The organism is Actinomadura madurae (assembly GCF_900115095.1).
Taxonomy (GTDB): Bacteria; Actinomycetota; Actinomycetes; order Streptosporangiales; family Streptosporangiaceae; genus Spirillospora; species Spirillospora madurae.
Genome location: NZ_FOVH01000004.1, coordinates 669583 through 686106, shown reverse-complemented (window position 1 = coordinate 686106; position 16524 = coordinate 669583). Strand labels below are relative to the sequence as shown.

Genomic DNA, 16524 nt, shown 5'->3' with positions numbered 1-16524 from the left:
TCCTCCGTGGAACGGGGTTTCGGGGGGCGGCCCTCAGCGGGCCGTGTCGAGCGCGGGGACGGCGTCGCGCTCCCGCCGTCCCGCCAGCCGTGCCTCCAGGTGCGCGGCGAGAACGTCCACACCCGGCGGATCGAGCAGGTTGAGGTGGTGCGCCCCGGGGATCGTGACGATCTCCAGGTCGGAGCAGAGCCCGCCGAAACCGTTGGTCCCGTCGAGCACATAGCGGGCATCCCGGACGGCCCAGGGGGTTTCCTCGGGCGCGTGGTAGAGGACGACGTGCCCGTCGTAGGGCTCGGGCCGGTACGCCTCCAGGGAACGGGTGTCCTGGTGGGACGTGAGCTGGTGGGTGAGGGCCGCCGGGGGGATGTAGTCCACGAGCGGCGCCGCACGTTCCATCACCAGCGCGAACTGCGATTCCTCGTCCAGCCCGGACAGCTCCTCGTAGGTGAGGGTGACGTCCAGGCCGTACGTCTCGTTGATGTAGTCGGCGAACGCCGAGAACCGGCGGGCGAGGGTGTCGGACTCGTCGTCCACCCGCAGCGGCAGGCCCGCGTCGAACAGCGCGACGAGCTCGACCTCGCGGCCGGCCGCCGTCAGCTGCCGGGCGGTCTCGTAGGCCAGCACGCCGCCGAACGACCAGCCGCCGAGCCGGAACGCGCCCTCGGGCTGCGCCTCCACCAGGTGCCGGACGTAGCGGGCGGCGCGCTCCTCGACGGGCGGCGCGTCCTCGAACCGTTCCAGCCCGTACACCGGCTGGTCGTCGCCGAGCAGGTCGACGAGCTGCCGGTAGCAGGCGGTGGTGCCGCCCGCCGGATGCGCGATGAAGAGCGGCTGGCGGTCACCACGGGGGTGAAGCGGCCGGACGGTCTGCCGCGCCGCCTCCTCGTCCGCCGCGCGGATGTACTCGGCGACGTTCTCCGCCGTCGGCACCGCGAACAGCTCGCCGCGGGTGACGTCCCCGCCGAGCTCCTTCGCGACGAGCGCGACGATCCGGTCGGCCTGGTGGTCCTGGCCGCCGAGGTCGCGGAAGAAGTCCGCGGTGACGCCGACGCGGTCGAGGCCGAGAACGTCCTCGAAGATCCGGACGGCGAGGCGCTCGGCGGCGTCGCGCGGCATGACGTATCCGGACTCGGCGTTCGAGACCGCCGCGGGAGCGGGGGCCGGGGCGCCGGACAGGCCGAGCTCGCCCGCCGCCCACTCCTCGAACACGTTCACGCTGGCGCCCTGGAGCAGGACCGACGCCGGGACGGTCAGCCCGAGGTCGTGCTCGACGCCGCTCTTGATCCGGACCGCGACGAGGGAGTCCAGGCCGAGGTCGGTGAGCGGGACGGCCGGGTCGAGGCGCTGCGGATCGAAGCCGAGGACGGCCGCGATCCGGTGCCTGACCCGCGCGGCGATCATCGCGCGGGCGGTGCCGGGGTCGAGGTCCCGCAGCGCCTCCACACCGGGCCAGTCGCCCTGGTCGCCGCCCTGCTCGTCGGCCGCCGCGGTGAGCGCGGCGAAGTACGGCATGGTCCGGATCTCCGGGAACAGCCCGACCGCGGTGGCCGGGTCGAAGCGCAGCACGCCGGTGGCCGGGAGGTCGTGGACGAGCAGCGTCTCCAGCGCCTCGGCGCCCTCGTCCGGGCTGATCGGGTCGATGACGGTGACCGACGCGCCGGCCGCCCCGCCGATCCGCGACCAGGTGCCCCAGTTGACGGTGGTCGCGAGCCGCCCGTTGGCGCGCCGGTAGGCCGCCAGCGCGTCGAGCGCGGCGTTCGCGGCGGCGTAGGCGGCCTGGCCGGGCGAGCCGAGCAGCGCGGCGGCCGAGGAGTGCGCGACGAACCAGTCGAGGTCGAGGTCCCAGGTGGCCTCGCTGAGGCGGCGGCCGCCCTCGACCTTCGCCGTCCACACCCTGTGGAGATCGTCCGGGCCGAGGTCGGCGATCAGCCGGTCGTCGATCGCGCCGGCGCCGTGCAGCACGCCGCACAGCCGGGTGCCGCCCTCCCGCGCCACCCGGACGAGACGCTCGGCGATGCCGGGCCGGGCGATGTCGCCGAGCACGACGCCGACGTCCACGCCGCTCTCGCGGAGACGGGCGATCACCTTCTCGGCGCCGGCGCCGGGGCCGGAACGCCCGGACAGCACGATGCGTCCCGCTCCGCGCTCGGCCAGCAGCCGGGCGGTGACGAGGCCGATGCCGCCGTAGCCGCCGGTGATCACGTAGGCGCCGCCGCGCCGGACGATGCGCTTCCTCCGCGCCGGCGTCTCCGGCAGGACGGCCTGCGCGAGACGGGCGACGCGGCGCGTGCCGGCGCGCCAGGCGACCTCGCGCGCCTCGTCGCCGGCGAGGAGTTCCGCGACGAGATCCGCCGGCCGGTCGACGTCCACGTGCGTGGCGCGCTGGACGGTCCGCTCGAAGGCCAGCACGCGCGTGAGCGCGCTGACGAAGCCATGGCCGGGCAGCCCTTCCCCCGTGAGGGGCAGGGCGCCGCGGGTCGCGACATAGAGGCGGGGCCCGTCGGGGAGGGAACGGCTGACGCCGGCGACGGCGAGGACCAGGTCCTCGTCGACGAGATCGGCCGGGGGGACGAGCACGACGCCCTCGACCGGTTCGTCCGCGGCCGGATGGTCGTCCGGCGGTCGGTTCGTCACCCGATGCCGGACGACCCTCTTCCCGCGGTCTTCGAGCCCGGCCGCCGTGGCCGTGGCCAGGGCGTCGTCATCCTCGCCTAGCAGCAGCCACGTCGCACCGCCCGCGGCCTCGTCGGGGGTGTCCTGGTCGCCGGGCAGGGGCGCCTCATCCCAGACGAGCTCGATCAGCTTGTCGGCGACCGGGACCGGGACGTCATGCCGTTCGACCTGGCGAAGAGTGATGCCGGTCGCCTCGGCAAGGACCTGGCCGTCCGCGGCCAGGAGGGTGACGGAGCCCGTCACTCCCTCGTCGTCGCGCGTCACCTTCGCCTGGACGTGCCCGCCGCGATGCGTCGGCCCGTACACGCGAAGGCTTCCGATGGTGTCGGCCAGCCAGACGCCACCGCCGCCGGAGTCCGCCTCGTCCGAGAGCACGGAAAGGCAGCGGTCGAACACCTCCGGGTGCAGGCGGTAGTGGCGGCTGCCGCGCTCGGCCGCCGCGACCTCGGTGGCGGCGCCGGCCCCGGCCGCGGCGGGGCCGCGGTGGTCCTCGCCGACGTCCGCGCTGGCCAGCCGGGCCCAGCCGCCCGCCGGGGTCAGCGCGTGGATCTCCACCCGCTGGTCCGCCTCGGCGAACGTCGTCGTCACCGTCGTGTGGCCGGCCAGGGCGAGCGGCCGCTCGATCCACAGGCTGTTGACGCGGACGTCCTCGGTGCCGAGCGCGGTCGCGCCCGCCGCGAGCGCCATCTCCGCGAACGCCGCGACCGGCAGCGCGGCCAGCCCGTGGACCCGCAGCCCGTCCAGCCACGGCTGCGCGGCCACGCCGACGTCCGCGCGCCAGGCGTGCCGGTCCTCGCCGGGGATCTCCACATGGGCGCCGAGCAGCGGATGCTCGCCGTGCCCGCCCGCCGGGCGCGCCGGCAGGTCGACCCAGTGCCGCTCGTGCCGCCACGGGGACCGCGGGACGTCGACGATCCGTCCGTCCGCGGGCCCGGCGACGGTGTGTCCGTGCGCGGCCAGGGTGGCGAGCTGCGCGTGGAAGGTCAGCGTGTCGTCGGTCCTCTGGCCCTTGCGCGCCCGCTTGAGCGTGTGGGTGACGAGCGCGCCCGTCCCGTCGAGGGTCTCGCCGACGGCGTGCGCCAGGATCGGGTGCGCGTTGATCTCGACGAACGTCCGGTACCCGTCCTCCGCGGCGGCGGCCACGGCGTCGGTGAGCCGCACCGCGTTCCGCAGGTTCGCGGCCCAGTGGTCGACGCCGAGCGCCGCGTCGGACCCGAGGTAGGCGCGGGGGTCGTCGAGGGCGGTGGTGTAGAACCTGATGTCGTCGGCGAAGGGCGCGCCGCGTTCGGCGCCGACCTCCGCGAGCTGTTCCCGCAGGTCGGGCAGCAGCGGGTCGACCTGGGGGGAGTGCCCGGCGCCCTCGGCCTGGACCATCCGCGCGAGCCGCCCCTCGGCCTCCGCCCGCCCGGCGATCTCGGCGACCTGGCCGGCGTCGCCGGTGACGACGGTCTGCTTCGGCGAGGAGTGGACGGCCGCGTACACCTCGGGCAGCCCGTCCGCGAGGCGCGCCACCTCGCCGGCGGACGCGCCGAGCACCGCCATCGCGCCGCCGCCGACGAGCCGCGTCAGCAGGCGGGACCGGCGGCAGATGACGCGGACGCCGTCCTCCAGGGTGAGCGCGCCGGCGACCACGGCCGCCGCGACCTCGCCCATCGAATGGCCGACCACCGCGCCGGGCGTGACGCCGTACGCCTGCCACATGCGGGCGAGGCCGATCTGGATCGCGAACAGCACCGGCATCGTGTCGGCGGGGCCGCCGGAGGGGCCGCCCTCTTCGAGCAGCTCCCACAGGCCTGGGCCGCCCTCCTCGGCGAAGAGGCCGTCCAGGTCGTCGATGGCCTCGGCGAACGCGGGCTCCTCCTCCAGGAGCCGCTGCGCCATGCCCGGCCGCTGCGCCCCGTACCCGGAGAAGACCCACACGGGACGGCCCGGAGCGCCGAGCGCCGTGCCGGTCACCACACCCGGATGGGGACGCCCCTCGGCGAGAGCGGTCAGGCCGTCGACGAGGTCCGCGCGGCCCCGGGCGGCGACGGCGGCGCGGGCCCGTCCGCGGCCACCGCGCCGGTGCAGGGTGCGGGCGACGTCCGCGAGCTTCACGTCCTGGTCCCGCACCCACTCGGCGAGCAGGGCCGCATGGTCGCGGACACGGTCGTCGCCGGTGTCGGACAGCGGGAACGTCCGCACGACGGCCGGCTGAACGGTCGCCTCCTGCTCGGGCGCCTCTTCCAGAAGGACGTGCGCGTTCGTCCCGCCGAAGCCGAACCCGGACACACCGGCCCGTGCGGCGCGGCCCCGCTCGGGCCACGGCGTCTCCTCCGCGACGACCGCGAGGCGCAACTCGTCGAACGGAATGTGCGGATTCGGTTCCTTGTAGTGCGCGCTCGGCGGTATGACCTTGTGATGCAGTGCGAGGACGGTCTTGATCAGCCCGGCCATGCCCGCGGCGGACTCCATGTGCCCGAGATTGGACTTCGCGGACCCCAGCAGCAGCGGTCTCCCGGGATCGCGGCCCGCGCCGAGCACCTCGCCGACCGCCTTCGCCTCGATCGGGTCGCCCAGGAACGTCCCCGTCCCGTGGGCCTCGACGTAGTCGACCTCGCGCGGGTCGACGCCCGCGGTCGCGTACACGTCCCGCAGCAGGGCGCGCTGCGCGTCGGAGTTGGGGGCGACGAGGCCGTTGGAGCGCCCGTCGGAGTTGACGCCGGACCCCCGGATGACCGCCAGGATCCGGTCGCCGTCGCGCGTCGCGTCCGAGAGGCGCTTCAGCACGACGGCGCCGCAGCCCTCCGCGCGCACCATGCCGTCGGCGGACGCGTCGAACGCCTTGCAGCGCCCGTCGGCCGCCGTCCCGCCGGCGAGGTCGAAGGTCATCGTCACGGTCGGCGACAGGAGCAGGTTCACCCCGCCGGCGAGCGCCGCGTCGGCCTCGCCGCGGCGCAGCGCCTGGACGGCGAGATGGGTGGAGACCAGCGACGACGAGCACGCGGTGTCGACGATCATGCTGGGGCCGCGCAGGTCGAGCAGGTACGACAGCCGGTTCGCGATGATGCCGAGCGACGCGCCCGTCGCCGTGAACGGCTCCAGGGACGCCAGGTCGGACGCGGTGAACGCGGCGTACTCCGGCGCCGACACCCCGACGAACACGCCGGTGCGGCTGCCGCGCAGCGACGCCGGGCCGATGCCCGCGTGCTCGAACGCCTCCCACGCCACTTCGAGGACGAGCCGCTGCTGCGGGTCCATCACCGCGGCCTCCCGCGGCGTGATGCCGAAGAACTGCGCGTCGAACCCGGCGACGTCGTCGAGGAAGCCGCCGAGCCGCGTCGTCCTTTCGAGCAGGTCGCCGACCTCGGGGGAGCCGTCGTCGAACGGGTCCCAGCGCCCGTCCGGCACCTCGCGGATCGCGTCGCCGCGCCCGGTCAGGAAGCGCCAGTAGTCGGCGGGGCCGGTCAGGTCGCGGTCCCCGCCGGGGAAGCGGAGGCCGACCCCGACGACGGCGATCGGCTCGTCCGGCTCGTCGTACGCGGCTCGCGTCGCGGGCGGCTCCGCCTCGTCCCGCCGCACGGTCGCGGTCCCGCCCGTCAGCGCCACCGAGAGCTTGTTGATCGTCGGGTGCTCCCACACGAGCGTGGCCGGCAGGGCGCGGCCGAGCATCTGCTCCAGCTCGCCGGCGATCGCGACGGCGTCCCGGGAGGCCAGCCCGAACTCCTCAAGGGGCCGGTCCGGGTCGATCTCGGCGGCGGTGGCCCCGGAGCGGCGCGCGATCTGCTCGATCAGGTGCCGGCGGACCGAATCCTCGCTGATCCGAGTCTCGTCCCGCGTGGGGTGTGGCGCGGCTCCGGAACGATCATTGCTCTGCATGCGCTGGGTTCCCCCCATGAAACCGGGATCGTTCATCGAAGCGGAGGGACCAACTTTGTCTTACGCCCGCGCGCTCACGATGCGCACCCAGACCACTTTTCTCGGACACGTCTTGTCACGGTGATGACAAGACTCGGCAGTAACCAATGTGGCCTGATGGGATAGTTGTGGAGCCTCGGCCCGGAGTCAGGGCTGTGTAACGAGATGCGAACCAATAGTAACAATAGCGACGACTCTATTTAGGGGGAAGCGGCGGATTTCCGCGGACGGTGCGGAAGTTGCCGCCGCACGGAAGGGTGACCCGGGGACGGTACCGGTGGGCGCTGGCGGTGGTGGCCGTCAGCGCGTTCATGACCACCATGGACAACACGGTGGTCTTCACCGCGCTGCCCACGATCATGGACGACCTCGGCATGTCGTCCTCGGCGAAGGACTGGGTCGCCGCCGGGTACATCCTGATGTTCTCCTGCCTGATGATCACCGGCGGGCGGCTCAGCGACGTCTTCGGCTGCCGGCTCACCTTCACCACGGGAATGGTCGTGTTCACCGGGGCGTCGGCGGTCTGCGGGCTCGCGCAGAGCTCCGACGTGCTCATCCTCGCCCGCATCGTGCAGGGCGCCGGCGCCGCGCTCGTGCTGCCCGCCACGCAGGTGATGGTCACCGTCGGCCGCAACGACAGGCAGCGCTCGATCGGCAACATCGTGTTCATCGGCGCCGCGTCCACCGCGACCGCGTTCGGCCCCGCGATCGGCGGGTTCATCGTCCAGCACTGGCACTGGGGCTGGATCTTCCTCATCAACATCGTCCCCGGCGTGCTGGTGATCCTGCTCGGGCTGTTCGTCCTCACCCCGCACGGCGAGAACCGGCACGCCCGCATCGACCTGCCGGGCGTGCTGATCTCCGCGACGCTGCTGTTCGCGCTCATCTACGGGCTGGAGTCCGGCAACAAGCACGGCTGGGCCGACCCGTCGGTGCTCAGCGTCTTCGTCCTCGGCGCGGTCGCCCTCGGCTGCTTCGTCCTGGTGGAGAGCTGGGCCCCCGACCCCATGATCGACCTGCGGTTCTTCCGGAACCGGGTCTTCACCGGCGGGCTGGTGTCGCAGATGCTCTACGGCATCGGCTTCAACGGCATGATGTTCTACTCGCAGCCGTTCCTGCAGCGCTTCCTCGGCTTCTCGCCGACCGAGGCCGGGCTGGTCATGCTGCCCCCCGCCATCACGATCATGCTGCTCACCCCGGTGGCCTTCCTGGTGGCCGCCCGGATCGGCCCGCGCCCCACGATCGGCGCCGGGATGGGCCTGATGGGCGTCGGCATGTTCCTGTTCTCCGCCCTCCGGACCGGCGACGGCTACGCCGACCTGATGCCCGGCGTCCTGCTCATCGGCGTCGGCGCCGCCATGGGCATGCCGCTGGTGATGTACGTCCTCAAGGCCGTCCCGGAGCAGCGCGCCGGGGTGGCGAGCGGGGTCATCAACGTCATCCGCGAGGCGTCCGGCGCGTTCGGCATCGCGATCGTCGGGCTGCTCGTGCACGCCGTCCCGGACGAGGGCGCGAGCGCCGCCGACCTGGAGGCGTTCCGGCACGGCACCGCCTCCGGCCTCATCCTCGGCGCCGCCGTGGTCCTCATCGGCGGCCTGATCAGCGGGGTCACCCTGCCGAGCCGGCGCGGCTGGCTGGGCCCCAAACACGGCAAGACGGCCCCCCTCGTCACCGCCCCGCCCCCTCGCGCGGCGCCCGATCCGGCCGCGACGCCCCGCGACCCCGTCCCGGTCCTCACCGCGCCCGAGCCCGTGCCCGACCCGCTGCCCGGCCCCGTGCCCGAGCCCCGGCCGGAGCCCCGGCCCGAGCCCGTGCCCGACCCTGTGCCCGCGCCGGTCGCCCTGACCGCGTCCGCCCCTCCTGCCGAGCCCGTCCCCCTCGCTCTCACCTGGGAGAACGAGCCCATGCCGGACGACCCCGCCCCCGCTCCCACCCCGGGCCCGCACTGGTGGACCGACGCCGAACCCAAGCCCGCCGACGACACCTTCACCTGGACCGACGACTCCCCGGCGGCCCCGTGGCCACCCCCGCCACCGTCCCCACCCTCGCCGGGCGCGGCCAAGGACACCGTCGAGCCGGACGTCCCGGATGCGGGCCGGGTTGTGGAGGAGGAGCCCGGCGAGCGGGTCTGGCGGGTCGTCGCGCGGCCGGGCGCCGCCGAGGCGGAGACCGGCGGCGGTGAGGTGAGGCTGGACGCGGACGGACGGCCCACGCCGCCCGAGGGCTGGTACGAGCCGTACGTGCCCGACGACGAGCCCGTCGAGGAGCCGCAGAACGCTCCGCGCGACGACGCCTGGTAGGAGACAGCGTGAGCCGAATCGTGATCTTCGCGGCCGGGTCGCGGGGGGACATCCAGCCCTGCGCGGCGCTCGGGAGGGCGCTGCGGGCCCGGGGGGACGACGTGCGGCTGGTGGCGAGCGCGCGGTACGCGCCGATGGCCGCCGCGGCGGGCCTGGACCTCGCGCCGCTGACGGCCGATCCGGCGGAGATCCTGGAATCGGACGCGGGCCAGGAGTTGCTGGCCGGAGGGCGCAACCCGGTGAAGTTCCTCGGCGGGTTCCGGCGCATCCTCGGGCCGATGGCGGAGCGATTGCTGGCCGAGTGTTCGGACGCCTGTAAGGACGCGGATCTGATCCTCGGCCCGACACTGGGTTTCCTCCCGCGGCACATTGGTGAACATCTCGGCATTCCATGGGCGCTGATTCATTTCCAGCCGAGCGAGCCGACCGGCGCGTTTCCGCATCCTTTCGTTCCGCAAGCGCGCGTATTCGGTCCGTGGTCGAATCGGCTCAGTTTCCTCGCGGTCGATCAGATCGCCTGGCAGTTGTCGCGTCCGTTCATCAATCCGTGGCGCGAGGAGGCGCTGGGGTTGCCGCGGCTGCCGCTGCGAGGCCGGCGGACCGAGGGCGGGACGGTCCTGGCGTGCTTCAGCCCGGTCGTCGTCCCGAGACCCGAGGACTGGGCGCCGAACGTGAACCTCACCGGCTACTGGTTCCTGGACGAACCCGCGTGGGAGCCTCCCGCGGATCTGGCGGAGTTCCTGGCCGCGGGGCCGCCGCCGGTGTACGTCGGGTTCGGGAGCATGGTGCCGAAGGACGCGGAGATGACCGGGCTGGTGGTGCGGACGGCCCTCGAACTCGCCGGGGTGCGGGGCGTCGTGCAGGGCGACCCGGCGAGTTCGGACGAGCGGGTCTTCGCCGTCCGGGACGTCCCGCACTCGTGGCTGTTCCCGCGGATGGCGGCCGTGGTGCACCACGGCGGCGCCGGGACGACCGCGGCGGGGCTGAGGGCGGGGGTGCCGACCGTGGTGTGCCCGTTCTTCGGCGACCAGCCCTACTGGGGTGAGCGCGTGGCGGCCCTGGGGGCGGGGCCCGCCCCGCTGCCGTTCCGCGCGATGACGGTGCCGCGGCTCGCCGCGAGGATCCGGCGCGCCACCGGCGACCCGGGGATGGCGGACCGGGCGGGCGAGCTGGGCCGGCGCATCCGGGACGAGGACGGCGTCGGCCGGGCGGCGCGGATCATCGACTCGCTCCTGCGCTGAGGCCGCTCGTTCGCGAGGTCGGCTCGTGCGCGGGGTCGCTCCCTCGCCGGGCTCAGGCGGAGTCGTCGGGCTCCTCGCCCCAGCGCCAGCCGGAGCCGTCCGGGTTGGGGACGATCAACCGCCTGGTGCGCGGCGGGTGCGCGGGCCTCGGCTGCGGCGGGCCGTCCGCCCACGGGGTCCACGGGCCTTCGCCGTTCCCGTCGGGTTCCGCCCCTGAAGGCGTCCGGAAGACGATCTGCGGCGGCTCGCTCGGCTGCGGTGCGGGGCGGAACGCGTCGCGCGCGTCCACCTGCGGGCGCTCGGGCGCCGCCGGTGCGGGAGGGGCAGGCTCGGGAGCCGGGGCCGGGGCCTTCCCGGGCGGAGTCGCCTTCTCCCACTGGATCGCGTACGGGAAGGGCTGCTCGTCCGGGAGAGGGGGCGGGACGGCGGTGGCGCCGGCGGGTGCGAACGCGGTGCGCTCCCGCAGGTCCATGCGGGCGTGGAGGCCGGAGAGGAACCCGGGCAGCCACCAGTTCGCCGAGCCCATGAAGCGCATCGTGGCCGGGACGAGCAGCGACCGGACGAGGGCGGCGTCCACCACGACGGCGACGAACATGCCGACGCCGATCAGCTTCACGACCGTGATGCCGGCCATGCTGAACGCGCCGATGACCAGCAGGAACAGCAGTGCCGCGCTGGTGATGATGCCGCCGGTGTGCTGCATGCCCGACGCGACGGCGAGGCGGTTGTCGTGGGTGAGGTCCCACTCCTCCCGGATGCGGCTGAGCAGGAACACCTCGTAGTCCATGGACAGCCCGAACACGACCGCGAGGATGAGGATCATGCTGGTGGCCTCGACGCCGCCCGTGGGGGTGAAGTCCAGCAGCCCGGCCAGGTGGCCGTACTGGAAGCCCCACACGATCGCGCCGAACGAGGCGCCGATCGACAGCACGTTCATGACGATCGCCTTCAGCGGCAGGACGATCGACCCGAAGAACATGAACAGCAGGAAGAACGTGGCGATCCCCACGACGACCGCCATCTTGGGCAGGGACTCCATCAGGCTCGACATCAGGTCCATCTGCGCGGCCGTGCTGCCGCCGACGTCGATGTGCATCGGGTAGCCGTCCTTGGACAGGCTCATCCCGCGGATCCGGGTGACGAGGTCCTGGGCGTGCCGGTCCATCGGCTCGTACTTGTGCGTCACGGAGATGCGCACGCCCCCGTAGGTGCCCGAGTAGCCCGTGTACTGCGCGTCGGAGACGCCGGGGAGGGCGGCGAGGCGCTTCCTGAACTCCTCCAGGTAGGGCGGGATCGGGTCGCCCTTGCCGGTCGGCGTCCAGTCGCGCGGGATGAGGTCTCCGGACACGACGACGTCGATGGGCTCGGCGGACCCGTTGGGGAAGTTCTTCTTGACCGTCTCGACCACGGCTCGGGTGGGGCTGTCCGGGGGCAGGACGCGGGCGTCCACGCTGCCGAACTGGACGTTCAGGAACGGCCCGAACATCACGCCGAGGATCACGAGCACGACCGCGAAGTACGGCAGCGGGTGCTTCATCACGCTGGTGCCGAGCCGGTACCAGAAGCCGCTGTGCGGGTCCCGCCGGGCGCGCTTGGACGTGGGGCGCCGCCACGGCATCCGCCCGATCTCGACGCGCGGCCCGAGGAGCGCCAGGAGCGTCGGCAGCAGGACCGTCGCTCCGAACACGGCGACCATGACCGTGGCGATGCCGGCGAGCCCGATCGTCCGGAGGAACATCTGCGGGAACAGCAGGAGCCCCGCGAGAGCGGCGGAGACGGTGATGCCGCTGACCATGATGGTGCGCCCCGCGGTCGCCATGGTGGCGGCGAGGGCGGTCTCCCGGACGGGCTTGAGCGACTCCTTGTACGCCGCCTTCGCCGCCTTGCGCGCGGCCTTGTCGCGTTCCCGTTTCCAGGGTTTGCCCTGTGGCAGCCCTTGCGCGGCCATCCCGCGCTGCAGTTCCTCCCGGAAACGGCTGATGATGAACAGGGAGTAGTCGATGGCCAGGCCGACGCCCATCATCGTGACGACTTCCAGAGCGAACGACGTCACGTCGGCGGCGTACGTCACCAGGTGCAGGACGGCCAGCCCGCCGATCATCGAGAACACGGCCACGGCCATCGGCAGGAACGACGCGACCAGGGCGCCGAACAGGATGACCAGCAGGATCAGCAGCGGCAGCGCGGTGATCATCTCGGCGCGGATGATGTCGTTCACGACCTGCGCGCCGAACTCCTCGCCGAGGGGGACGGCGCCGCCGTACTGGACGCGGAGCCCCGGCGCGACCAGCCGCTCCTTGACGGCGTGGTAGTTCTCGATCTGGGTCGCGCCGTCCTCGCCCTTCAGCTTGACGGCGACGAACGTCGAGCGCCGGTCGTGGGACGCGAACGAGGCCGCGGCCTTACCGTCGAACGACCAGTAGGAGATGATCTCCTCGACCTGGGCCTTGGGCAGCCGCGCGATGGTGGTGACGACGGCCGCCTGGTAGCGCGGGTCGTCCACCGTCATGGTGTCGCTCGTGTAGAGGACGAGCATGTCGGGGTTGGTGCTGCCGAAGTAGGTCGCGCCGAGCTTGGCGACGAGCGTCGAGGACGCGTCCGGGTCCTCGAAGCCGCCCTCCTTGAACTTGGCGAACACGCCGAGGCCCCAGGCCCCGGCGATCACGGTGGTGACCAGGATCAGGACAAGGCTGGGCCAGCGCCGCCGGTGGATGAGACGCCCCAGCCCCGAAAGCATGATCCTCCTGTTCCGCCACGGCCGCCGCGGAGCGCCCTTGCTCCCGGCGGCCGGTCACGAGTGGTCACCTGCGCGCAGCGAGGCGGGCCGCCGTCGTCGGCAGCGCGCCGTCCAGGTAGCGCCGCCGCGTCGCCGCGCGTGCGATCTTTCCGCTGGACGTACGCGACACGCCACCCGGTTCTATCAACACGAAGTCGTGGACGCTCATCTCGTGCTCGATGTTGACGGCGCTGCGCACCGCGGACTCCACCTCGTCCACGTCCAGGCGACCGAGAGGGACGCGGCGGTTGCGCTCGGCGACGACGACGAGCCGCTCCGTCTCCTCCCCGGTGAGCGCGAAGGCGGCGACGTGGTCGGGACGGACCGCCGGGTGGGCCTCCTGCGCGGTGACCTCGATGTCCTGCGGATAGTGGTTGCGGCCGTCGACGATGATGAGGTCCTTGATGCGGCCCGTGACGTACAGCTCGCCTTCGTGGACGACGCCGTAGTCGCCGGTCCTCATCCACGGCCCGGACGGCAGCCCGCCGGGCTCGGCCAGCTCGCCGCCGAACGTGTCCTGGCTCCGCTCGGAGTTGCGCCAGTAGCCGGGCGCGGTGTTGGGGCCGTGCACCCAGATCTCGCCGACCCTGCCGTCCGGCTGCTCGGCGCGCGTCTCGGGGTCGACGATCGCGACGATCTGGCCGGACGGGCGCCCGCACGACACCAGCGCGCTCGTCCCCTCGTCCTCCTCGCCGGCGCGGAGCCGCAGCTCGCCGTGGGTGAGCGCGTCCCGGTCCACGGAGATCACCTTCGGCGGGACGTCCTCGGCCGCCGCGGTGACGAACACGGTCGCCTCGGCCAGCCCGTAGCCGGGCGCCTGCGCGCCCGGACGCAGGCCGGCCGGCGCGAGCGCCTCGGCGAACGTCGCCAGCGTCGACGTGCGGATCGGCTCCGCGCCGTTCAGGCACGTCGTCAGCCCGGACAGGTCCAGGCCGGCGATCTTCTCCGGCGAGGCCATCGACGCGACGTACTCGTAGGCGAAATTGGGCCCGGCGGTGTAGACGTTCCTGCCGGGACGCGACGCGATCAGCTGCAGCCACCGCATCGGGTTCATGATGAACGACACGGGGTCGGTGTAGATGGCGTGGTCGCCGCGCACCAGCGGCAGCGCCATCGTGGCGATCAGCCCCATGTCGTGGAACAGCGGCAGCCAGCTCACCAGCTCCGGGTTCGGCTTGTCGGGCGCCCAGCCGGCCCAGAGCTGCGCGGCGTTCGCCGTCACGTTCCCGTGGGTGATCTCCACGCCGGCGGGGCGGCGCGTGGACCCCGACGTGTATTGGAGGTAGGCGAGGTCGTCGAACGCGACGGGCTCGTCCTCCCACTGCCCGGCCAGGGCGAGGTCGATCTCCTCGGCGAACACGATCTCCTTGGGCCGCGGGACGTCGTGGTCGGCGAGGAACTTCTCCACGTGCGGCAGCGCGTTCCGCGTCGTGACGATCACCGCGGGCTCGGCGTCGGTGTAGGCGCCGAGCAGCCGGTCGGCGTGCCCCGGCAGGTCGGGGGAGAACAGCGGCACCGCGATGACGTGCGCGTACATGGCGCCGAGCATGGTCATCATGTAGTCGAGCGTCTGCGGGAGCAGCAGCGCGGCGCGCTCGCCGGGCCCGGTGACCCGGCGCAGCGTCACCGCCGTGGCGCGCGCGTGCCGGTCGGTCTCGGCCCAGCTCAGCGTGGTGTGCGCGCCGGACGGGTCCGCCGAGTAGTCGACGAAGGTGTAGGCCGGGGCGTCCGGCTTCTCCTTCGCCCACCGCGTGATCCGCTCGATCAGCGGGGTGCGGCCGGAGCCGCCGGGCAGAAGGTCGGGAAGCAGCGAGCCCAGTGCCATTGATCATCTCCCGAGGAGGGGGCCGGGGGGCCGTGTGCGGTGCCGTGCGGGGTCGGGCGCCGCAGGCGGGCGTGCGCCGCGCCTGCCGGACGCCCCTCCTTGGACGCCCCTGGCGACCGGCGATGATCGTCAAGCTACCGGATGGTAGCCAGTGCGCGATATTAGCTCGCGGTCACATTCGCCGAACCGCGGTTTGTCACCGCCGTGACAAGAGGAAATTCCCCGTCACATCGGCCCGTCGTCCGCGGACCCGGACGTCGCGCGGCTCAGCCTGATCCTCCGCCGCCAGAGGGCGATGCACGCGGCGCCCCACAGTAACCCGATCTCGGCCACGAGCGCAGCGCCGACCACCACGGCCCAGTCCGTGTCGTCGCCCTCCTCCGCCCCGACGGGCGCCATCAGCGTCATCCGGGTCCTGCCCGCGGCCACGTTCGGGTCCGCGGGCGGGGTCATCTGCGGGAGGACGTTCGCGTCCGGCCGCGGCACCGGCGGCACCGCCGACCCGGGTGCCGGCGGCGCCGCGACGCCCGCCTCCGGCTCCGGTGGTTCCGCGGCCTCCGGATCCGGCACGTCGGGAACGCCGGCCTCGACGTCCACCGGGCCCTCGTCCGGGCAGTCCGCGCCGCGGCAGACGGGCACCGAGACAGACGGCCCGGGCGCCTCCGGCATGGCAGGCGGATCGCCCGCATTCGTCTGGCCGCCCGCGGGCCGGGACGGGTGCTCCCCGTCACCCGCGCCCGACTGCACTCTCGGTGTCTCGTGCGGTGTCTTGCGCGGGGTCGCGTTGCCGCCGGGTGGCCGAGTGCTCTCAGGCGCCCTGGGGCCGGACACGCGCGGTCGGCTCGTGGTGGCTTTGCCGCCCCCATGGGGCAGTGCGCCCGCTTTCGGTGTCTTGTGCGGCCGGGGGCTGGTCGCGGTCGGCCTGCCGGTGGACGGCCGGCCCGTGGCTTTGCCGCCTGCCTTGGGGTGCGCCTTCGGTGTCTTGTGCGGTGTCTTGTGCGGGGTCGGCTTGACGCCGGACGGTCGAATGCTCTTGTGCGGCCTGGGACTGGACGCGCTCGATTTGCCGGCGGGCGGCTTGGTCTTCGTGCAGGGCTTCGCGCCTGTCTTCGCCTTGCCGGTCGCGCAGTGCCGGGGCTTGCCGCGCGGGCTCGGCTTGCCGCCGGACGTGGGGCACGGCTTCTTGCCCGCGCAGGGCTCGGGCTTCGGCGAGGCCTTGGTGGACGGGCTCGGAGCGGCGCCGGAGAAGTCGAACATCGCGAGCGCGGATCGGCGGGTGGCGTTGGAGGCGTCCGCCAGCGCGAGGATGCTCAGCGGTTTCGCGGCGGGCCCCGAGACCTTGGCCGCCGGAATCCGGACGGTGCCCTTGCGTTCCTGCGGCTTCGCCCCCACGTCGCCCAGCTCGCAGCGCAGCTCGCGCCCGGAATCGGCCTTCGAGCAGGTCCGCGAGTGGCTCGTCCAGACGAGGGGGCGCTCGGCCACGAGGCGGACGGCGGCGTGGCGCGCGACGCCGCCGCGAGCGCGGACCCGGACCGTGTAGGTGAGCGTGTAGCCCGGACCGCGCGCCGCGTCGCCGGTGGCCGTGATGTCCATGAGCAGCCGGACGCCCGATGGGCGCCCGCCCGGCACGGCCTCGGCGGCCGGGCTCATCAGCATCAGCGGAACGGCCAGCGCCCCGCTCGCCGCGACGGCGCCATAGCGTGGTCTCCCGCGCCCCTCTCGCACTCGATCCCCCAAACGGTCTCTACGGCTGCCGGGGGGCGGCGACGTGGCGCCGGGCACAGACAGTTATTGCCAGATCATCCACGGGAG

Annotated in this window: 6 protein-coding genes; 2 read left to right on the top strand and 4 right to left on the bottom strand. The window is 73.6% G+C overall.

Going from position 1 to position 16524, the window contains the following annotated elements; translation table 11 throughout:
- Nucleotides 1-33 precede the first annotated feature (33 nt).
- On the bottom strand, nt 34-6531 hold the full coding sequence (locus BM339_RS15935) for a type I polyketide synthase (RefSeq protein ID WP_075021298.1): 6498 nt from the start codon (nt 6529-6531) through the stop codon (nt 34-36).
- A 296-nt stretch (nt 6532-6827) separates the two neighbouring features.
- On the opposite strand from BM339_RS15935, the gene BM339_RS47650 reads away from it, so the two are divergent.
- Both BM339_RS47650 and BM339_RS15920 read left to right on the top strand, forming a co-directional pair.
- Nucleotides 6828-8870, top strand: a complete 2043-nt coding sequence (locus BM339_RS47650) for an MFS transporter (RefSeq protein ID WP_177287701.1) — start codon at nt 6828-6830, stop codon at nt 8868-8870.
- A gap of 8 nt (nt 8871-8878) precedes the next feature.
- The gene (locus BM339_RS15920) at nt 8879-10111 is read left to right on the top strand and encodes a glycosyltransferase (RefSeq protein ID WP_075021297.1); all 1233 of its coding nucleotides are present in this window, start codon (nt 8879-8881) and stop codon (nt 10109-10111) included.
- A gap of 52 nt (nt 10112-10163) precedes the next feature.
- On the opposite strand, the gene BM339_RS15915 is transcribed toward BM339_RS15920, so the two are convergent.
- The 3 genes from BM339_RS15915 to BM339_RS48675 form a co-directional block, all read right to left on the bottom strand.
- Nucleotides 10164-12848: an MMPL family transporter gene (locus BM339_RS15915; RefSeq protein ID WP_075021296.1), complete on the bottom strand. Its 2685-nt coding sequence runs from the start codon at nt 12846-12848 to the stop codon at nt 10164-10166.
- A gap of 64 nt (nt 12849-12912) precedes the next feature.
- Nucleotides 12913-14712 carry a fatty acyl-AMP ligase gene (locus BM339_RS15910; RefSeq protein ID WP_075021295.1) on the bottom strand — a complete coding sequence of 600 codons (1800 nt, stop codon included), beginning with the start codon at nt 14710-14712 and terminating at the stop codon, nt 12913-12915.
- A 225-nt stretch (nt 14713-14937) separates the two neighbouring features.
- Nucleotides 14938-16437 carry a hypothetical protein gene (locus BM339_RS48675; RefSeq protein ID WP_143118434.1) on the bottom strand — a complete coding sequence of 500 codons (1500 nt, stop codon included), beginning with the start codon at nt 16435-16437 and terminating at the stop codon, nt 14938-14940.
- Nucleotides 16438-16524 lie beyond the last annotated feature (87 nt).

Excerpts from the sequence above, each read along its gene's own strand:
- BM339_RS15935 (WP_075021298.1), bottom strand. The coding sequence starts at position 6,531 with ATGCAGAGCAATGATCGTTCCGGAGCCGCGCCACACCCCACGCGGGAC.
- BM339_RS15915 (WP_075021296.1), bottom strand. The coding sequence starts at position 12,848 with ATGCTTTCGGGGCTGGGGCGTCTCATCCACCGGCGGCGCTGGCCCAGC.
- BM339_RS15910 (WP_075021295.1), bottom strand. The coding sequence starts at position 14,712 with ATGGCACTGGGCTCGCTGCTTCCCGACCTTCTGCCCGGCGGCTCCGGC.